General features: G+C 43.6%; 14 protein-coding genes. 6 read left to right on the top strand and 8 right to left on the bottom strand.

Features of this window, described 5'->3' with window-relative positions; genetic code table 11:
• Positions 1 to 115 precede the first annotated feature (115 nt).
• Both J3U75_RS09835 and J3U75_RS09830 read right to left on the bottom strand, forming a co-directional pair.
• Complete coding sequence (locus tag J3U75_RS09835) at positions 116 to 4,009, bottom strand: translocation/assembly module TamB domain-containing protein (RefSeq protein WP_267391951.1); 3,894 nt, start codon at positions 4,007 to 4,009, stop codon at positions 116 to 118.
• Positions 4,009 to 5,823: an autotransporter assembly complex protein TamA gene (locus tag J3U75_RS09830; protein WP_416384701.1), complete on the bottom strand. Its 1,815-nt coding sequence runs from the start codon at positions 5,821 to 5,823 to the stop codon at positions 4,009 to 4,011. The genes J3U75_RS09835 and J3U75_RS09830 overlap by 1 nt, the downstream gene beginning before the upstream one ends.
• A 381-nt stretch (positions 5,824 to 6,204) precedes the next feature.
• Here J3U75_RS09830 and kdsA point away from each other — a divergent pair, with 381 nt between their 5' ends.
• Positions 6,205 to 7,044 (top strand): 3-deoxy-8-phosphooctulonate synthase, encoded by an 840-nt coding sequence (gene kdsA, locus J3U75_RS09825; protein WP_267391961.1) that lies wholly within the window; start codon positions 6,205 to 6,207, stop codon positions 7,042 to 7,044.
• Positions 7,045 to 7,119: 75 nt separating this feature from the next.
• Here kdsA and J3U75_RS09820 read toward each other — a convergent pair whose 3' ends face one another.
• Positions 7,120 to 7,686, bottom strand: coding sequence for an adenine phosphoribosyltransferase (locus tag J3U75_RS09820; protein WP_100141203.1), 567 nt, complete (start codon positions 7,684 to 7,686; stop codon positions 7,120 to 7,122).
• A 195-nt stretch (positions 7,687 to 7,881) separates the two neighbouring features.
• Here J3U75_RS09820 and J3U75_RS09815 point away from each other — a divergent pair, with 195 nt between their 5' ends.
• Entirely contained in the window at positions 7,882 to 10,092 is a 2,211-nt protein-coding gene (locus tag J3U75_RS09815) for a RelA/SpoT family protein (RefSeq protein WP_267391949.1), read from the top strand.
• Between the two features lie 116 nt (positions 10,093 to 10,208).
• Here J3U75_RS09815 and J3U75_RS09810 read toward each other — a convergent pair whose 3' ends face one another.
• The 3 genes from J3U75_RS09810 to J3U75_RS09800 all read right to left on the bottom strand — a co-directional run bounded on the left by J3U75_RS09810 (position 10,209) and on the right by J3U75_RS09800 (position 12,794).
• Positions 10,209 to 10,985, bottom strand: coding sequence for an N-acetylmuramoyl-L-alanine amidase (locus tag J3U75_RS09810; RefSeq protein WP_267391948.1), 777 nt, complete (start codon positions 10,983 to 10,985; stop codon positions 10,209 to 10,211).
• A gap of 295 nt (positions 10,986 to 11,280) precedes the next feature.
• The gene (locus J3U75_RS09805; protein ID WP_267391947.1) at positions 11,281 to 11,775 is read right to left on the bottom strand and encodes a hypothetical protein; all 495 of its coding nucleotides are present in this window, start codon (positions 11,773 to 11,775) and stop codon (positions 11,281 to 11,283) included.
• Positions 11,776 to 12,437: 662 nt separating this feature from the next.
• Positions 12,438 to 12,794, bottom strand: a complete 357-nt coding sequence (locus J3U75_RS09800; protein ID WP_267391946.1) for a MerR family transcriptional regulator — start codon at positions 12,792 to 12,794, stop codon at positions 12,438 to 12,440.
• 140 nt (positions 12,795 to 12,934) lie between these two features.
• On the opposite strand from J3U75_RS09800, the gene J3U75_RS09795 reads away from it, so the two are divergent.
• Entirely contained in the window at positions 12,935 to 13,333 is a 399-nt protein-coding gene (locus tag J3U75_RS09795) for a carboxymuconolactone decarboxylase family protein (protein ID WP_267391945.1), read from the top strand.
• Positions 13,334 to 13,686: 353 nt separating this feature from the next.
• Here J3U75_RS09795 and uvrC read toward each other — a convergent pair whose 3' ends face one another.
• Entirely contained in the window at positions 13,687 to 15,549 is a 1,863-nt protein-coding gene (gene uvrC, locus J3U75_RS09790) for an excinuclease ABC subunit UvrC (RefSeq protein ID WP_267391944.1), read from the bottom strand.
• 102 nt (positions 15,550 to 15,651) lie between these two features.
• Positions 15,652 to 16,098 (bottom strand): DUF4124 domain-containing protein, encoded by a 447-nt coding sequence (locus J3U75_RS09785; protein ID WP_267391943.1) that lies wholly within the window; start codon positions 16,096 to 16,098, stop codon positions 15,652 to 15,654.
• A gap of 193 nt (positions 16,099 to 16,291) precedes the next feature.
• Between J3U75_RS09785 and guaB the strand changes: the two genes are divergently transcribed.
• The 3 genes from guaB (at position 16,292) to leuE (ending at position 19,930) form a co-directional block, all read left to right on the top strand.
• Complete coding sequence (gene guaB, locus J3U75_RS09780) at positions 16,292 to 17,752, top strand: IMP dehydrogenase (protein ID WP_267391942.1); 1,461 nt, start codon at positions 16,292 to 16,294, stop codon at positions 17,750 to 17,752.
• A gap of 309 nt (positions 17,753 to 18,061) precedes the next feature.
• On the top strand, positions 18,062 to 19,198 hold the full coding sequence (gene carA, locus J3U75_RS09775) for a glutamine-hydrolyzing carbamoyl-phosphate synthase small subunit (RefSeq protein ID WP_267391941.1): 1,137 nt from the start codon (positions 18,062 to 18,064) through the stop codon (positions 19,196 to 19,198).
• Between the two features lie 54 nt (positions 19,199 to 19,252).
• Entirely contained in the window at positions 19,253 to 19,930 is a 678-nt protein-coding gene (leuE, locus tag J3U75_RS09770) for a leucine efflux protein LeuE (protein ID WP_100151944.1), read from the top strand.
• The last annotated feature ends 15 nt before the right edge of the window (positions 19,931 to 19,945 follow it).

Below are 19,945 nucleotides of genomic sequence, written 5' to 3'. Positions count from 1 at the left end.
TCAAATTTAAAGGTTATATTAATAATATACTATAATTTTTGATGGATACAGCAGTTCGATGCTAAATAAGCAGATTAATTTTCGACATAAATTTAACTTTAATTCAAGTTAATAATTAATCAAAACGTCGTGTATATCGGATTTCGCCACCTGCAGAGCCTGTTCCTACACGTATGATGCTTTGCAGAGCTCGGCTGATCTGATAGGTAATGCTAACTGTTTGCGTAGCACTTTCGATTCCGTAAAGGTAACTAATATACAGGTTGTTGGAAAGATGTTTGCCAATGGTAATGGCTTGTTCGGCCGGATTCATTTCGCCAGTTTGGCTATTGCGGGTTTGCTGGCTGGTTAGGCCAATTTCATCCAGCAGGCCAAGTTTATCGTTGAGACCGCCAGCCAGCCATGCGCTGGCAGCTGCGGCAATGGCTGCTTCATCGCCGGCGCTGCCGCTGCTGGGACGGTTGAGTATCAGCCATGAAAGTTTGTCTTTTTCGCTCATGGCTTCGTTGGCGATAAGGTTGATACGTGGGCTGTCGAGGCGACCCAGTGCTTCAACTCCTGCTCCTACCTGAGAATATCGGCGTTTGGCACGGATTTTCAGGTTGGGGTTGTCCATCGGACCGACGAAGGAAATGGTACTGCCATGCTGAATGACCAGATCTTGTCCGTAGGCTTTGTACTGTCCGCGCACGACATTCACAGTGCCGACAATCTGGATGGTGCTACCGGGATTGGCGCTGGCGTTGAGCTGACCACCTAGTAAAACATCTAATCCTTCGCCGCTGAATCTGAAGGCATTGTTCATATCTAAATCCAGATTGAGACGGATGGATGTGGCGCGCTGCTGTTCGGTGGTTTTTTCACGGCCTAGAACAACTACGTCGTCATCAAGCTGTGGCATGCCGGATTTCTGCATGCCGAATAAACCTTTGTCTACTTTGAGTTTGCCATTCAGGACGATGCCATGGGCGATGGTATACAGCAGCTGCGTATTGCCGCTGAGGGTAAGACGGCGGTTAATCTGGTCAAAGATGTTGTAGTGGTCAAAATGGGCGGTAACGTTAATATCTGGAGTAAGTTTGGTCATGTCAACGACACCATTAAGTTTAATAGTACCGTCGCGGCGGGCGAAGGTGAGGCTGTCTATAAGCCAGCGACGACCCTGAAAATGACTTCTAAGACTGCCATTTTCGAGAATAGTGCCATTAGACTGATCACGATAATAAAGGTTGTTGCCGATGAGTGTGCCGTTTAGTAATGGTTCGTTCAGATGGCCGCTGATGGTTGCGTTGGTGTGCATGCTACCATTGAGTTGCATGCCAATGGGCAGTAGATTGCGTACGCTGCTGAGATCAGGACTGTCTATTTTAATATGGCCGCTGATGGGCGCATTACTAATTTGTCCGTTGGCGGCAGGGGTAATGATGAGTAGGGCATCGGTGGTGCCATAGCGGGTGAGGCCGCTGAGGTGGTTATCGATGTGACCATTCTGGAAACGGGTATCGAGTCGGACATTTTGCAGACCCAGTTTCTGCTGGTGCTGCGGTAGAATGATATCGCCGCCCTGCTGATACAGTTTCAGATAGCCCTGCATGTTGCGGCTATAGCTGAAATTCCAGTCGCCACCAATTATCAGGTTTTGTTCGACGGGCAATTCGACAATGCTGTGTAACTCGCGCAAAGCAAGATTGCTGGCTGTGCCGCGGGTAATCAGTCCTTTGTTTTTGTCCCAATTGAGGTTGTTAAGACTGAGGCTGCCACCAAGTGCTGCCCAACGTGCGTTCTGCATATTGACGCGTTCAGCTCCGGCTTCAAGTTGAATGGGGCTGAGCAGTTTGAGATTGAGGGCACCGTTGATATCTAGTGCGTTGACACGGCCTCGCCACTGATAATTTTTATCCATTCCGCCATAGGCATTAATGCTCAGATGATAGGATTTGCCATCGAGTGACAGACTGCTGTTGCCTTGTAGCTGATGCTGGTTGCCGCGGCCGTTAATTTTGATGCCGGTGTTGTTGATTATAGTTGGTTTGCTGCCGTTGCCACCGGCTATGTATATGTGGTCTGCAGCCATGTTTAGCTGTAATGGCTGGGTAATATCGGGAGAACCAATAATTTTGAAATCCAGCTGGCTGATGTTAAGCAGTTTTGCGATTTGTAGGTTACGGGCTGCACCGCTAAGGTTGGCGGTAATTTTTTTCGGTTCACCGGCAATAAAGCCTTTGGTGTTGAGTAGTCCTTTGAGGCCGAATCCAAAAAGACCGATATCAGGAGCGTTGATATCGAGATTGAGTTTATCGCCGGTTTTGCCGAAGCTGCCATTGGTAAGTATACGGTTGCGGCCAGCGTTGAGATTGATGTTGGCTTGCTCCAGATGCTGGTTGCGATAGCGGATTATGGCTTTGCCGGAAAGTGCTGCACCGGAGAGTATGCTGTTGTGCCACAGCATGTCTGCTTGAATGTCCGGTTGCTGTGCCAGCTGACCGCTGACGTTGATATGGCCATTGATGCTGCCGGCAGGAAAGCTGGAGTTGACTTTGGACGGATTGAAATTATTGCTGTTTATAGCCAGTTGCAGGGCTTGATTTTGATACAGTGCTAGGCTGCCTTTGGCACTAAAGCTACCACCTTTATTCGGGGTGAGGTTCAGTTTGTCGAGTATCAAGGTCTGTTGATGTTTTTGTTCATCGGTAATGATTTGAATGGAACCATCGCTGCTGCCTTTTTCGCTGGACAGCAGCCATTGGGTGTTTAAGCCGTTAAAGCTGCCAGATACGCGGATGTGTCCATTGAGCGAACCAGGCAATGGTGTAGTCAAGACGTCATCTGCGTAGATTCGTAACAACTGGCTATTGATGTCCAGCTGCTTTGCAGCGCTGTCTATGCTGCCGCGGGTAATGATTTGCCCTTGCCGAAGCAGGCGTGTGGTCAGGGCAGGTAACTGAAGCTTGCCATTACTGTCGATGTTGATATCGCCTTCAATATTGCGGATAGGTAAACCGGAGCTTTTAGCATCATTATAGGCACGTGGCTGTTCGTTACCTAGTTTGATGTGGCCGGCCAGTTGGTTCTGGCTGTTTTTAACGGGAGTGAGGTCTAAGTTGAGATTAAGATCAGCAAAAGGAAGGCTGCTGCTAAAGGCAGCAGGATTGATATGGCGGCTTTGTAGGTTGAAGCTGACTATTTTGCGGTTGAGTTGTAAGGCGTAAGGTCTGAGAATGGCATGAGTGCGAAAATGGATATCTCCACCATCCAGACGGGCAAATAGGTCGGGCTGTTGTAGGCTGCCTTTAATCAAGGCGGCACTTTCTACAGCGGTTTTATCCAGCGTGCCGTTGCCATTAAGTTGTCCGTTCAGTGCAAACGGTGTTTGAGTGGCAATGGCAATATTGCCTTGAAGGTTCTGCCATGGAGTATTTAGTTGGTTGAGGACAAGCTGATGCTTGCGGTAATTATATGTATAGCTGGCCTGACTATTGAGCAAAATTGGAGTCTGTTTTTTACCGAGGGTGAAGCTGCCAAGCTGAATGCTATCAATTTGAATTTGTAAAGGCAGATTGATGCTATTGGGCAGTGTGGGAACTGGTTTCGGGGTGGGGACGCTGTGGTCGGTGTAGTTGATTTTGCCAACATCCAGCAGCCGCACGTGAAATCGTCGTTGCCATAATTCGCGGTTGTTCCAGTTTAGCTGGAGCTTATCAATGGTTAAATCAAAATCGCGATGGCTGACATGGATGTCTGAACCGGCAAAGCCTTGCCAAATTGTGCCGTTCAGTTTTTGGGTGCTGATGTGTACACCAAACCATTTAGGTACGGTATGAACGCTGAAACGAAGACCGGATTCGGTGCCGGCCAGCCAGCACATTAAGGTGATGATGATGATTATGAGGCCAAGCAGTGTGAATAGGCTGGCTTTTAGCCAGCTTTTCCAACGTGGCCTGAGCGGTGGCTGTGGAGTGGTTGCGGGTTTGGCTGAAGTTTCGCCTGAGTGAAGTATGGTTTCAGCCATTAGAATTTTGTTCCCAAACTGATAGACCAGCGCCATTTTTTATCATGATGGCCGTAGGCGATATCGAAGGCAAAGGGGGCGACGGGGCTAAACCAGCGTACGCCTAAACCAGAGCCATGACGCCATTGCATGTCGCTGAAATTTTTGGACACTGAACCGGCATCGTGAAATAGAGCCAGAGCAAAATCTTTGTACACCGGAATTTGGTATTCCACGCTGGCTACGGCCAGTGTACGGTTGGGTAATACGGAATTATGTGAGCTTTTGATACCAATGCTATCGAGCTCATAGCCTCTAACGCTGCCGGCACCACCGGCACGAAACATGAGAATCGAAGGGACATTGACAGCATCACCGGTATGCACATAGCCAATTTGACTGCGTAGCACCCAGGTGCCGTATTTTTTGTTTTCCGGTGTGTAGTAATAGCCACCGCTGGCCGTTACCCGCTGCATGGAAGCGGATGCCAATAGTTTTCCCAGCGTTGTGCCGATTTTCCCTTCCAGATAATAGCCATTGGCTGGCCTTAGCTGGGTCTGAATATTCTGACGCTTCCAAGAAGCGGTAAGCATAGTGGCATAGCTATGACCAAGCTCAGGACCATCTTCGATTTTGCTGCTTTCAGTAATATATTCTACGCCAATACGGGAGTCTATGCCGTTGCGATCTCGTACTTTCCAGATGCCGCTAGACAGGGCACGGCTTTCCAGATGCTGTACGGTAGAGTAGGTATAGTTGAGATTACTGGTCCAGTAATGGCCACGGCTGTTGCGCGGCTGGCTCAGGCCAAAACCAAAGGTGGTTTCGTAGCGGTCGGTATCTAGCAAGGTGGAGCCGACAAAGCCTTTATGGAACACATTGTAATGGTCATAGCCACCGCGGAATCCGGGACCATTTTTGGTGTCGTAACGTAAACCAAAGGTCAGTTTCTGACGACGCATTTCGCTTACTTTTACCAGTACAGGTACGTGGTCATTTACCATGTGGTCGAAATCGGCACTGACTACGGCGTTGCCATAATGGCTGTCTTGTTCCAACGCTTGTTGATAATCAAGCAGTTTGTCCAGATCATAAGGTGAACCGGGGCCGAAACCGGCCATTCCGGTAACAATAGACACCGGATAGCGCTCGTTGCCGCTTACCTGTATATCGCCGAAATAGATAGGCTGTTTGCTGTCTACAGTTAGAGAAAGGTCGGCCAAATTTTTTTGCGGGTCAATAGTGGCGCGGCTGGCACTGATGGTGGCCAATGGATATTTTTTACGCACAATGGCGGTGAGTACCGATGATTTGCTGGCTGACCAGTTGCTCTGAGTAAAAGGGTCACCAACAGGCAGCACCCAGTTGTCAACGGCGCTTTTGTAGTAATTGGTCAGGTCGTCATCTGCTGTAACGTTGCCGCTCAACGAAATATTGACATTTTCAATTTGAGTACGGGGGCCAGGGTCGATATGTATCAGATAGCCATCTCTTTGTTTTTCGAGATTGACTTTTGCATTGAAATATCCCTCTGTTTCAAGCATGGTCTGCGTTTGCTGAGGTGCTTCCTCCGCCAAGAATCCAAGCTGCTCATCATCAAGGTCTTCGATCAATTGCTGAGTAATCAGTGGCAGATGGTCTGTAATTAATTTTTGCAGCGCAGAATTATTGACATCAATAGTGACAGGTACCCGCGGAATTTTCGGCGGTTGATGCTTGTGTTCTTCGCGATACTGGTGCGGATGCAGTAATCGGTGCAGTAAGCCGGTTTTCGGTGGTGGAATGTCGTCTTCTATATCATCGCTGTCTGCTGGCAGACTGGCCGCCCATACCATTGAGGTAAGGGTGGTGAGCAATATACTCTGTAGCAGCCCGTGCAGGCGTTTCTGCGAGATATATATCAAGATTAATCCTGTAGGGTTATGTTTAGTGTGGCGTTTTCTAAAGATAAAAGGTATGTCGTGTGATTACTGGCCGGTTATTTTAGCTATTGTAGCGCGAAAATAGTAGTCAAACCTATACTGAAAACGATGGTGATGTTATGAAAATGTAAAACTAACGCTATTTTTGTATGTTAATTTTGAATCGAGTTAACGATTATCGGGGTTAATGAGATTTGGACGCTGAGCAAAGTATTTTGTAGAATGCGGGTTTATGTTGGTCTGGGCACTGATGTCCACGTACCGGAAACTGAGTGAGGATTGATTGTGACCAAGATTGTTCATGTTGGTAATATTTCAGTAGCCAATGATTTACCACTGGTGCTGTTTGGTGGTCTGAATGTACTAGAAAATCTGGATCTGACTTTACGTACTTGTGCGCATTATGTTGAAGTAACTCGGAAACTGGGCATTCCGCTGGTGTTCAAGGCATCATTTGATAAAGCCAATCGTTCTTCGATTCATTCCTACCGTGGTGTGGGTTTGGATGAAGGTATGAAAATTTTTACCGCGGTAAAACAAGAATTTGGTGTACCAGTAATTACGGATGTACATGAACCGTATCAGGCTGCACCGGTAGCAGAAGTGGCAGATGTTTTGCAGTTGCCGGCATTTCTTGCTCGCCAGACTGATTTGGTGGTGGCACTGGCGCAGACGGGTAAAGTGGTGAATATCAAAAAGCCGCAGTTTTTGAGTCCGCACCAGATGAAGAATATTGTTGATAAATTCTACGAAGCGGGCAATCAGCAGCTGATCCTGTGTGAACGAGGCAGCAACTTCGGTTATGACAATCTGGTGGTAGATATGCTTGGCTTTGGGGTGATGAAAAAAGTCTGTGCCGATCTGCCGATTATATTTGATGTTACCCATGCGTTGCAGCAACGGCAGGCAGATGCAGCCGCTTCTGGTGGTCGTCGCAGTCAAGTGCTGGATTTGGCTCTGGCCGGTATGGCCACACGGCTGGCTGGATTATTTCTTGAAGCTCATCCTGATCCAGATAAAGCACGTTGTGATGGTCCGAGTGCCTTGCCGCTAGACATGCTGGAACCATTTTTGGCTCAGGTTAAAGCGGTGGATGAGTTAGTAAAAACTATGCCTGTACTTGAGATTAACTGATTGATCATATATCAATAAAAAAGCAGAGATATTTATCTCTGCTTTTTTGCATCTCAGTAAAACTGGCTTAAAAATTTATTGCTCCACAGAACCTGAATTCTGATACAGGGTAAATAAAGGAACACCTTCATTGCGGATTCTTTTTCCACCAGGTAAATCAGTGAATTCGATTATGGCTGCAGCCTCAACAACTTCTGCACCTAGTTTGCGAATGAGTTTGGCACCTGCAGTCATGGTGCCGCCGGTCGCTACCAGATCATCAACCAGCAGTACTCGAGTACCGGGTTTTACAGCATCTGTATGCATTTCGATAGTAGCATGGCCGTATTCCAGTTCATAACTTTCAGCAATCGTTGTGAAAGGTAATTTGCCTTTTTTTCTGATGGGAACAAACCCAACATTAAGCTGGTAAGCTAATGCTGCACCGATAATAAATCCTCGTGCATCCAGACCGGCTACTACATCAATTTTCTGATCCATATAACGATAGACCATTAAATCAACCAGTAGGCGGAAATACTGCGGACTTTGCAATACCGGTGTAATGTCATGAAATAAAATTCCTTCCTGCGGCCAGTTTGGAATTTTGCGAATTTTTGCAGCCAGCGCTTCAACACCTATGACTTCAGGGTGAGTCTGCATTATAAATCCTTTAAAAATAAAGACTATATGCGAAAGCTATAAACGCAGGACGAGCGAGGTTATCTGCATATAGTGTATGCGAAAGGTGCGCATAATATCACTATTCGAGTTTTTCTACAGCCCATACTGAAGCAGAAACTTGTGGCTTTTGGTACAATTGCCAGCATAATTTACACAAATCAACAGGTTGATAACATGGTTAGCACGCCTGATACTCTTCTCGCCACACCCGCCCATGCGCCATGTGTTTGGTTAGATGAATATATTGCCACTTTGCCTCCAGCTATGGCGACAATGCTACGGCATGCTCAGGCTTTGATGGATAGTGGGTATCCGCAGAATGCAGTTACCTTTTGTGGTGAAAACTTGTGCAGCAATCTGATGATAGCCGCCAAAAGCGTAGCGGATATGGATTTAATGGCCGATGCAGTGGCCGCTACTTTACTGAGTTGCCTGCCCAACTACGTGACTGACTGGAAAACCATCGTAAAAGAGCAGTGTGGTGAGAGTGTAATGCAACTGGTGGCTGGTTTGTATCAGGTGCAGAAGCTAACCTATTTTGTCAGTATCAGCCCGCTGGCTACAACGGAAGAGCGCCAGCAGCAGGCAGAAGCCATGCGCCAGATGCTGCTTGCAATGGTATCTGATATTCGCGTGGTGCTGATTAAGCTGGCAATGCGTGCGCAGACCATGAATTATCTGAGCAAGGTAACCGATGAAGCGTTGAAAAAGGCTGTGGCCAAGGAGACCATGACCGTATTTGCCCCACTGGCCAATCGGCTTGGTGTATGGCAACTGAAATGGCAGCTTGAGGATTTAAGTTTCCGTTATCAGAATCCAGACGAATACAAAAAAATTGCACGTTTGCTAGATGAAAAGCGCACTGAGCGGCTGGATTATATTGAGCACTTTGTAGATACCCTTAAACAACAGCTTAGTCGCCTGAATATGCATTTTGAAGTAGCGGGCCGGCCGAAACATATCTATTCTATTTACCGCAAAATGGTAAAGAAGAAACTAAGTTTTGACGGATTGTATGATATTCGTGCTGTGCGTATTCTAGTCGATACTGTAGCCGACTGTTATGCAACGCTGGGTATCGTACACAGCCTGTGGCAGCCTATTCCGGGCGAGTTTGACGATTATATTGCCCATCCCAAACCCAATGATTATCAGAGCCTGCATACTGTTGTGGTGGGGCCGGAAGACAAAGGGGTGGAAATCCAGATACGTACTTTTGATATGCACCGCTATGCCGAATTCGGCGTGGCTGCACACTGGCGCTATAAAGAGGGTGGTAAAGGCAATGAGGCTTACGAGCACAAAATTGCCTGGCTGCGTCAGCTACTCGATTGGCGTGAAAATTTAGCCGAAAACGGCAACGATCGTGAAGACTTGTCTCGTGCATTTCAGACAGAACTCTTTAACGATACCATTTATGTGCTGTCGCCGCATGGCAAAGTATTTTCTTTACCTGCCGGTGCTACCCCGATTGATTTTGCCTATGCTTTGCATACTGATATCGGTAATCGCTGCCGGGGCGCAAAAGTGGACGGACAGATTGTGCCTTTATCCACACCGCTTGAAAATGGCCAACGCGTGGAAATCATCACTGCACGTGAAGGTAAGCCCTCTGTAAACTGGTTGCATGACGGATGGGTGAAGAGCAATAAAGCTATTAGCAAAATCAGGGCGTTTATCCGTCAGCAGAATGGAGAATCGATACGAGAATCCGGTCGTACAGCACTGGAAAAGCAGCTGGTTAAACTACAGGTACAGCCCAACACGCACAAATTGGCGGAAGCGCTTGGATTTAGCAGTGTAGATGATTTATATCTGGCTATGGGGCATGGAGAGGTTTCCGGCCGCATGATTCAGAAAGCGGTTGATACCATGATGGAAAAACCGGAAACACCGGTTACAGAAAACCATCTGGTCAAACGCAGTAAAATTAAAAACAATTTCGGTGGTGTGCTGGTGGATGGTGAGGCCGGTCTCTATACCACACTCGCCAAATGCTGCAAACCAGCCTTTGGAGATGACATTATCGGTTTCGTGACTCGTGAACGAGGTATCTCCATTCATCGCAGTAACTGCTCTTCATTTCAGTATCTGGCGCAAATTTCACCTGATAAGGTATTACCTGCTTCTTGGGCCAATGATTCAGCTAATCAGGTCTTTGCTATCGATATTGAAATTCGTGCACGTGATCGCAGTGGGCTACTGCGTGATATTTCAGAAACACTGGCACGGAACCGTCTTAATGTTACCGCTGTACAAACCCTTTCACGTGATCTTGAAGCTCAGTTGCGTTTTACTGTTGAAGTACATCAGGTAAATGATTTACCGCGCGTGTTGAGCAGTTTAAGTGATGTTAAAGGCGTATTATCGGTAACACGCTTGTAAAGTAGGGATTGGAATTTAGAAAAGTTGCAGAATTATTAAAAAAACCACGAACCATACCTAGCGGTTCGTGGAATAAAAATAATTGCTTTTAACGTTTTTTTCTATACAGCAATGGCTTATTGTGCAGGTAAATACTTATTTACCAGTGCATATAAAATAGCTGCTGTTTCACAGTCTAGTTTTCCGTCATATTTTTTTGGGCGAAAGTGAAGCTGGAAAGCTCGGATTAACTTACTGAACTGTTCTGCATTGGTATCTGCTCCGGTAATATCATAGCCATAGCGGCTTAACTGTTTTAATACTTCTGAATTGTCTGGAATACCTTGTTTTCTGAATCGAGTTTCGAAATGTAATTTTGTTTTTGTCTCGTACCAAGCGCCTATACCGGCTTCGTACAGTTCTTTCCATGGGAAAGCTGCCCCGGGGTCGCTTTTACGCTGAGGTGCAATATCAGAGTGACCAACAACATTCGTCGGACTGATGTCCGGATAACGCTGCAGAATGTTCAAACAAAGCTCTTTAATCGCTTTAAACTGATTGAGCTTATAAGGTGGAAAAGTAAAAATGCCGTTATTATCAGTAGCTAAATTAACTATTTCGATCCCAATTGATGTATCGTTAAGATTATTACGTCCTTGCCAGCTACTAACTCCAGCATGCCATGCACGGTCTGTTTCTGAGACTAAATTAAAAATCCGCATTTCATTAAAACCTGCTGCTTGATAGCTGAGTTCAGTATCATCAGGTATGAGATAATGAATACTGGTAGCTGAGCCACTCAAAGATTTCACAGAATCTGCAAAATTTTCTGCCGTATAGTGTAATACTAGAAAGCGTACGCGCTGGTTAAAACCGCCAACAGAGCGGTAACTATTGTAATCAATAGAATACATTCTATTTTCTCCTTTGTAATTTGTTTTTCCTTCTCTGGATGCAAACAAGTCTGAAGTTATGTTTTCAAGAAAAGGTAATACATTATATAACTAAAATTATATTAAGCAATATCTAATATAAAATATTATAATTTCAAATTATTTAGCATTATTTTTTTAATATTATGCATTAAAGGTTTATATTCAGTATATTGTCTTAATGCAATATACTATAGGAATTATAAAGTATGTTGAATGTTGATTAACTATAGGATTGTTTGTAACAAATAAAATTAGGCAGGCTGTATGTTTTGGTTTAGTGAGGCAGACATTTATGTGTAATGTGCAGATAAATAGTATTAGCAAGTTTGGCCAGAATCAGCATAAAAGAACTGATACTAGCGCATAAGAAAAAGAAAAGGATTGCCGTAAAAACAAATATTATTATTGAATCTGGGCTGATTTCAAAACCTGACCTGATTATTAAATACTTTCCACCATACCAAGATGAGAAAAGCAGGATGACAGACAGAATCAGACACACAGACAATGTTTTTAAAGTGGGCGATGGATTCATCTCTGATTGAAAAAAAATAGCTTTGAAATTACTGACATTAATAATAATGAGGTAGACAAAAAAACATATTAGTGCGCATATAGCAATAAACGCACAAGAGCCGGCCTGATCACAAGTATCGAAAAAATACCATCCTAAAATACCAATAATAAAAACAGTATAACTAGCAACTAAAATCAGTAATTGTTTAGCTAGTTTTCCTTTGTTAAAAAAGGCCAATATATTTTTGGGCATAATTATCTATTACGAATATAAATAGAAAAAGTAATTATATTTACAAATATGTTTTAATGTAAGGTTATATAAAATGATCAGCTAATGCCTGTTGCCATCTCTGTCTAGCTTCAATCTTGTACACTGGATACATACTCTAAATAAACCGCCAAAATGGGAATATTGTTTTGGAAAAGCGACTTGAGTTTAGCTCGTTTAGGGGATGGCGAATATTCGATAAGATTTTTATGCATTGTCTGTAATATACACGTAGAGTCGAATAGCGCGATTCATCGTGGATATTGCACTGTTGATGTGTAAATATCCTGGCAAAGTGGTTTTACTTTTGGATAGCTTATAAAAAGGCTGACAATCAGGATTTATATACAGAGTTTCTGCCTCTCATCAGTGGCATATGTACCTGACCATTACGGCCAGCAATCCGCATCTGACTATTTTATAAGCTTTTAACATTTCCAGACAGGTACCAAAATAATGGATTAGTATTTTATGATATATGCATAGATATTATCTGCTATTCTGGATATACAGTATCATTTTTAATAAAGTATCCTCCATAGTTGGGAAGTTAACGCATTTTTTAATTTACATTTTTAGTAGCAGTTTTCTTTACTACATTATTAACCTTTTTAAGATTTAGAATTTACATTCTTTAGTTATATTTATTTGGTCAACTCGAGATAACTTTTAATTTTATGTTCGATAAATTTAATGTTTTCATTAAGCTTATCCTGTTCCTGATGTAAAGAATCCAATTGCTCAAAAAGTAGAACTAGTCTTTGTGGTATGGTTTTATTTCCCTGATAGCGCAACCTGGCGTATTCCTGCATTTTTTTTATACTCATATCAGTTTTTTTCAGTCTGAGTATAAACTTTACCCAATCAATATCTTTTTCCGTATACACACGGCGATTATTTTGATCTCTAGTTGAAAATATTAATCCTTGTTTTTCGTAAAAGCGAAGTGTATCAATGGATAGACCACACATTTTTGAAAATTGACCAATTGAATATTGCATATTAGCTATCTATATTTTAATTACTTTATGTAATCGCTATTATATTTTGAAATTTTCAAATTACTAAAAAATGGTGTTGACGTGGAGTGAACTCCAGCATTTATCCTAAATCTGTAATCAAAACTTAAAAGGGAAACAAAATGGCTGAATTAAATCGTTTTGAAACAGGTTTAAAAAATCTGGCAAAAGTGGACGAAGTGGGTGGTCAGGCTGTAATTGATTCATTAGCAGGTCTGTATGAAGATGTAGGTAAATATATCATTGAATTTGCTTTTGGTGACATCTATGAACGTGGGGTTCTGGATTTAAAACAAAGAGAAATGATTACTATCACTAGCTTGCTTACGCAAGGCGATACAGTACCGCAATTACACTTTCACATCAATAGTTCTTTGAATGTGGGTCTGACTCGAGAAGAAATCATTGAAACCTTCATTCAGGCTTTACCATATGTGGGTTTTCCCAGAGTACTGAATGCAGTTAATGTAGCTAAAGAAGTATTTAAGAAAAGAGATGAAGAAGGCAAAGCGGGTATTTAAAATGTCTTTTCTTTTGAATCTATACATTTAGTTCACACAAATCACTTCCATACAACGAAGTGATTTTTTGTTTGAGCTAGCAATCATTTTGATTGATTATAAGCATTTATTTTATAATAATGTATATCAGCAATAATTAAAGATAAATAAATAATCAATCACATGGCACACAAAGAAACAGCAACCAATTTATTCATATCTAACCAAGCAATATGGATAACGGATGAAATAATAAATTTAAATTGCTGACCTGTAATGATTTCTGTGTTTGGCAATATTTTTATATTAGGCTGTTAATTAAAAAGTACTTAATTATTTATGTAATATAAATCTATACTAATTATATGTTTGTATTAATGTAAGGCAGCATATATTTTTTCAGCCAGTGCCTGACTGATTCCTTCTGTTTGGCTTAAGTCATGCACACTTGCAGCTACTACACCACGCAACCCACCAAACCTTGTTAAAAGGGCTTGTCTGCGTTTGCTGCCGATACCAGGAATATTGTTTAGTGAAGAAGTGACTCTGGCTTTGGCTCGTTTCTGGCGATGGCCAGTGATGGCAAAACGATGTGACTCGTCACGTACTGTCTGCAATAAATGAAGTGCTGGATTATGTGGTTCCACACGGATATTGCGCTGTTGATGTGGAATAATAAGTTCTTCGAGACCGGCTTTGCGTTCCGGACCTTTGGCGATACCTACAATCGGAATATGAATACCCAGTTCCTGCCACACATCTAGAGCCATATGTACCTGACCTTTACCGCCATCAATCAATACTAAATCTGGCCAAGCGCCAATGCTGTCATCATTATCAGCCAGCCGTCCATAGCGACGGGTTAATACTTCTCGCATAGCTGCATAATCATCACCGGCTTTTGCTGTAGTAATATTATAGCGGCGGTACTTAGCTGGCTGCATAGCCTCATCCTCATATACTACACAAGATGCAATTGTAGCTTCCCCCTGTGTATGGCTGATATCAAAACATTCAATGCGATTCAGACTTTCTGCATCCATATCCAGTAATTGTGCCAGTGCTTCAATACGGTGTTGTTGGCTATGTTGTTGCAACCGATATTGTTCAATGGCCATTTGTGCATTACGTTCTGCCATCTGTAACCAAACACGTCTTTCTCCGACAGTATTATGTATAAACTGAATTTGCCGGCTGTTTTCTGCATTCAGTGCATCACATAAACTTTTAGGTAATTGAAAGTTACTGATTATAATATCTGGTTTGTTTTTACCTAAATAATGTTGAGCCACAAAAGCTTCACCGTAATGATTGAGCTTTTCAGTGACACGGAAGCGTGTATCTGGGAAAAAATTTTTATCCCCAACATGACGGCCACCGCGGATACTTACCCAATGGATACAAACAATATCGTTTTCTTCAGATAGGGCAAGTATATCAATATCATTCTGATTGGCTTGCTTGCTGTCAATAAATTGCTGGGATTGCATCAGCCCTAATGCTTGAATTTGATCTCGTACTTGCGCCGCTGTTTCAAAATCCAGTTGCTGAGCAGCCTGCTGCATTTTTTCATGTAGTGTGGCTGTTAATTCTCGGGTCTTGCCTTGTAAAAAACTAACAGCAGCTTTAACGCTACTCTGGTAGTCTTCTGCACTGATATGGCCGACACAGGGGCCGGAGCATCGTTTGATTTGATACAGAAGACAAGCACGGTCACGATGTTCAAATACGCTATCTTCACAGGTGCGCAGCCGGAAAACCTTTTGCAAAGTTTGGATACTGTTTCTGACCGCGTAGCCATTCGGATAGGGACCAAAGTATTGGTTTGGTTTTTTCAGATTACCGCGATAATAAGCCATCTGCGGAAAACGGTGACCGGTAAGCATCAGGTAGGGGTAGCTTTTATCATCGCGGAATAAAATATTATATTTGGGAGACAAAGCCTTGATAAAATTATTTTCCAGTATCAATGCTTCGGTTTCCGAATGAGTAGCCGTGACCTCTATTCGTGCTACCTGTTTTACCATTAGCTGAATGCGCGGGGACAGGTCGGTTTTTTGAAAATAACTGCTTACGCGGCGTTTCAAATTTACTGCTTTGCCAACATATAATACTTTGTCATGAGTATCCAACATGCGATATACCCCCGGCACCAATGGCAGGTTTTTTAGAAACAGGGCTATATCAAATTGATTTTTATCTTCAGAGCTGGATGAAGTGTCAGCAATATCGGTCATGGTGGTGATTCATTCAGGTTAGCAACTGTGCAGCCATAAAAAAAGTCCATAAGCTGCATACACAACTTATGGATGATGAGTGAAATAGTCAAGAGTAAAAAATTAATTACAATTCAGCCGCACATCTTCATCATATCGCTGAATCAGCGCATCGCGGTTATTGGTACGTAGGCTGTCGGCCATTTTGCGATTCATCTGTGCTGTTTTACAGGCAGATTCACGGTTTTTCTTATTTTGTGCTTCAATTCTCTTATTCTGTTCATCGGTCTTTTTATTTTGTTCTTCAATTTTGCGGTTCAGTTGTGCTTGTTGCTCAGTTAGGGTGTCCGAACCAGCCTGAGCGCTGGGCTGCGGTGCAGCCAGCGGGGTGACAACTTGTGTGCGTACATTAAAACGCTGGGTTTTGGCCGGAGTCAGTTGTACTGGTGCGTCTGAATATTCATTTACGCCTTTCTTATCACGCCAGGTGTAAACTTCTACCGCACCTGCCATAATCGTGCTGCCCATCAGTACTACTGCCAGTGACATTTTCAGTATTTTGTGACGCATGTTTACTTTTCCTTCGCGTTTGAAAATATATGTTTTGACTATTATACGATAAAAAAACTTTTTGATTACCAATACACCAGATTGTACAGAATGTGTAAAAGTATATTTTGCCAGTATGTCGCGGATTTGTTAGAATTGCACGCCAGTTCTTCCATCTGAATCTTCCTCTTTCTTCAAATAAAGAAGCCCTAAAATGCGTATAGTCGAAAAAGCTTACACTTTTGACGACGTGCTACTCGTACCTGCTCATTCTGAAGTACTGCCGCGCGACGTTATACTTAAAACCCCTCTTACCCGTCATATTAGCCTGAATCTGCCACTTGTTTCTGCGGCAATGGATACGGTAACAGAAGCTAAACTGGCTATTTCTATGGCACAGGAAGGCGGAATTGGCATAATTCATAAAAACATGAGCCCGGAACGGCAGGCACGCGCTGTTGCTAATGTAAAACGTTATGAAAGTGGCGTGGTTAAAGACCCTGTTACTATCAGTCCAGACACGTTGATAGGGGATTTAATCGGCCCTGGTCGCAAATATAAAGTATCTAGCTTACCGGTATTGGAAAACGGTAAAGTAGTCGGACTGGTCACCAACCGTGATTTGCGCTTTGAACGCAATCTACAACAAAAAGTAGCCAGCATCATGACACCGCGTGAGCGTCTGGTTACAGTCAGTGAAACCACCAGCATCAATGATGCACGTGAACTAATGCATACGCATAAAATCGAACGTGTACTGGTGGTTAATGCTGACTGGGAATTAAAAGGTCTGATTACTGTTAAAGATATTCTGAAAAATACTGCTTTTCCTAATGCCAATAAAGACAGTGAAGGCCGTTTGCGTGTCGGTGCGGCTGTAGGCGTAGGTCATGATACAGAAGAGCGCGTAGCAGCTCTGGTACAGGCTGGTGTTGATGTACTGGTTGTAGATACTGCCCATGGACACAGCCAAGGTGTGATTGAGCGTGTACGCTGGGTAAAAGAGCATTATCCAGAAGTAGATGTTATCGGTGGTAATATTGCCACCGCTGCCGCTGCACGCGATCTCGTGGCAGCAGGAGCGGATGCAATAAAAGTAGGTATTGGCCCCGGTTCTATCTGTACCACACGCATTGTAGCCGGTGTGGGTGTGCCGCAATTGACAGCTATTCATAATGTGGCCACTGCGCTGGCCGGAACGGGAGTACCGCTAATTGCTGATGGTGGTATCCGTTTTTCTGGTGATTTGGCCAAAGCTCTAGCTGCTGGAGCATCGTCTGTGATGCTTGGTGGTATGTTTGCCGGTACTGAAGAAGCCCCTGGTGAGATAGAACTGTATCAAGGACGCTCTTATAAATCTTACCGCGGTATGGGTTCAATGGGTGCTATGAGTCAGGGTTCTTCTGACCGCTATTTTCAAGATAATGTATCCAGTGCTGACAAATATGTGCCGGAAGGTATAGAAGGGCGAGTTCCTTATAAAGGGCCTATCAGCCAGATTATCCATCAACTGGTAGGTGGATTACGTTCAAGCATGGGTTATCTAGGATGTAAAACCATTCATGATATGCATGAGAAAGCGGAATTTGTGGAAATTACCGCCGCCGGTATGAGCGAATCGCATGTACATGATGTACAGATTACCAAAGAAGCACCGAATTACCATGTTCGCTGACAAATTGTTGTAAGATTTGATACTCGTGTAAAGGACAGCTTTCGGGCTGTCCGGTAACTTAATAAATATTTTCTCTTTTATTATTGATACCTGCATTGCCAAAGCAGGAAGGATTAGCTAAAATGCATTGCTTTCATGGCAGTGTAAGAAGCAGATTCTGCTGTCATATTCAAGCACGTAGCTCACGTATTTTTGCGTGAAGTGGCGTGTTTTTTTTTGCCTGCAAATGGTAAAGGAAAGCACAATTCATTACCCATAAAAACTGACTGTCGCTATAGCAACAGTCTGATTAAACCAAAGGACTCATCCATGACTACAAACGCAATTTTGGTGTTGGCTGATGGTTCCGTATTTCATGGTGTCAGCATTGGTGCAGCAGGGCAGGCAGTTGGTGAAGTTGTCTTCAACACCAGCATGACTGGCTATCAGGAAATTCTTACTGACCCGTCTTATACTCAGCAGATGGTAACGCTCACTTATCCGCATATTGGTAATACCGGTGTGAACAGTGAAGATACAGAAAGCAAACAAATTTATGCTGCTGGTTTGATTGTTCGTGATTTACCTCTCCTGCACAGTAATTTCCGAGCTGAAGAAAGTTTGGCTGATTATTTAAAACGTCATAACACTGTGGCAATTGCCGATATTGATACACGTCGTCTTACTCGTTTGCTGCGTGATAAAGGTACACAAGCCGGCTGTATTATCACTGGTAATGATACCGGCATTGACCAAGCACTGGAGCTAGCACGAACTTTCGGCAGCATGGCAGGTAAAGATTTAGCGCAACAAGTAAGCTGCACTACTCAGTATGAATTTACACAGGGAGAATGGCAGCTTGGACAGGGTTTTACACAGCCGCCGGCAGCTAAGTTTCATGTGGTTGCTTATGATTTTGGGGTTAAAACTAATATCCTGCGCATGTTGAGTGAACGTGGATGCCGATTAACTGTTGTACCTGCAACCACACCAGCAGCAGATGTGCTGGCGTTGAATCCGGATGGCGTATTTCTCTCTAATGGCCCCGGCGACCCAGAGCCCTGTGATTATGCTATCAATGCAGTGCAAGAGATATTGGTTCATAAACTGCCGCTATTTGGTATTTGTTTGGGACATCAGCTTCTTGGCCTGGCACTGGGTGCTCAGACGCGTAAAATGCCTTTTGGTCATCATGGTGCTAACCATCCTGTACAGGATATGGATACAGGGCGTGTAGTGATTACTAGCCAGAACCATGGCTTCGAAGTGGATGCTGCTACCTTACCGGACAATGTTCGTATCACCCATAAATCATTGTTTGATGGTTCCCTGCAAGGCATCAGCCTGATTAACCAGCCGGCGTTTTCTTTTCAGGGGCATCCTGAAGCAAGCCCCGGACCGCATGATGTTTCCTACTTATTTGACCGTTTTATCGAACACATGCAGACAGCCAGACAGAGCAAATAATTTAATTTTATTCACTACAAAATTGATAATTAGTATAAATAGACAGGAACACCCGTGTTTGGTATTACTGAGCTGGGAACGTACATAGTTGGTGCTGTTGCCATCATTTTGCTTCCTGGTCCTAATTCAATGTATTGTTTGGCCATGGCTGGAAAATATGGCGTGAGAACAGCATATTGTGCCGTCGCCGGTATATTTTTAGGCGACAGCGTGCTTATGCTGCTTTCAGCTACCGGTGCAGCGTCCATCATTAAAACCATTCCTGTCTTGTTTATGTTGCTGAAGCTGGTTGGTGGTGTGTATTTGTTTTATTTGGGGTGTCAGCTTTTACGTTCGGCACTCAGACAATGGCACCACCGTCGGCAGGCTGCCACGGCTTTCAGAGAATCATTGTATGAATCAACCAGTACGGAACCCTCGCCATCAGCACGCTATGTATTTCAGCATGCACTGTTGTTGAGCTTGTTAAATCCGAAAGCCATACTGTTTTTTTTGGCTTTCTTTGTCCAGTTTGTTGACCCGCATTACGCTTATCCTGCAATCAGCTTTCTGCTGCTGGCAATCATTCTGCAGCTATGCAGTATGACCTATCTGAGCATGCTTATTTTCAGCGGATTGTCATTGGTTAAATGGTTTCGTCATTATCAGCGACTGGCTGCGGGTGCAGTAGCCAGCATCGGACTGTTATTTATGGCGTTTGCACTGAAATTATGGATGGCCAGCATAGACTGAAGCACTCTATCAGTA

This window comes from Snodgrassella sp. B3088 (assembly GCF_026535815.1).
Taxonomy (GTDB): domain Bacteria; phylum Pseudomonadota; class Gammaproteobacteria; order Burkholderiales; family Neisseriaceae; genus Snodgrassella; species Snodgrassella alvi_E.
This window is presented reverse-complemented; position numbering and strand designations above follow the sequence as displayed.

What these genes read in the sequence shown, in the direction of transcription:
- J3U75_RS09835 (WP_267391951.1), bottom strand. Translation starts at nt 4,009, where the DNA reads ATGGCTGAAACCATACTTCACTCAGGCGAAACTTCAGCCAAACCCGCA.
- J3U75_RS09830 (WP_416384701.1), bottom strand. Translation starts at nt 5,823, where the DNA reads ATGGTATGGGCGGCCAGTCTGCCAGCAGACAGCGATGATATAGAAGAC.
- J3U75_RS09820 (WP_100141203.1), bottom strand. Translation starts at nt 7,686, where the DNA reads ATGCAGACTCACCCTGAAGTCATAGGTGTTGAAGCGCTGGCTGCAAAA.
- J3U75_RS09815 (WP_267391949.1), top strand. Translation starts at nt 7,882, where the DNA reads ATGGTTAGCACGCCTGATACTCTTCTCGCCACACCCGCCCATGCGCCA.
- J3U75_RS09810 (WP_267391948.1), bottom strand. Translation starts at nt 10,985, where the DNA reads ATGTATTCTATTGATTACAATAGTTACCGCTCTGTTGGCGGTTTTAAC.
- J3U75_RS09805 (WP_267391947.1), bottom strand. Translation starts at nt 11,775, where the DNA reads ATGCCCAAAAATATATTGGCCTTTTTTAACAAAGGAAAACTAGCTAAA.
- J3U75_RS09800 (WP_267391946.1), bottom strand. Translation starts at nt 12,794, where the DNA reads ATGCAATATTCAATTGGTCAATTTTCAAAAATGTGTGGTCTATCCATT.
- J3U75_RS09795 (WP_267391945.1), top strand. Translation starts at nt 12,935, where the DNA reads ATGGCTGAATTAAATCGTTTTGAAACAGGTTTAAAAAATCTGGCAAAA.
- uvrC (WP_267391944.1), bottom strand. Translation starts at nt 15,549, where the DNA reads ATGACCGATATTGCTGACACTTCATCCAGCTCTGAAGATAAAAATCAA.
- J3U75_RS09785 (WP_267391943.1), bottom strand. Translation starts at nt 16,098, where the DNA reads ATGCGTCACAAAATACTGAAAATGTCACTGGCAGTAGTACTGATGGGC.
- guaB (WP_267391942.1), top strand. Translation starts at nt 16,292, where the DNA reads ATGCGTATAGTCGAAAAAGCTTACACTTTTGACGACGTGCTACTCGTA.
- carA (WP_267391941.1), top strand. Translation starts at nt 18,062, where the DNA reads ATGACTACAAACGCAATTTTGGTGTTGGCTGATGGTTCCGTATTTCAT.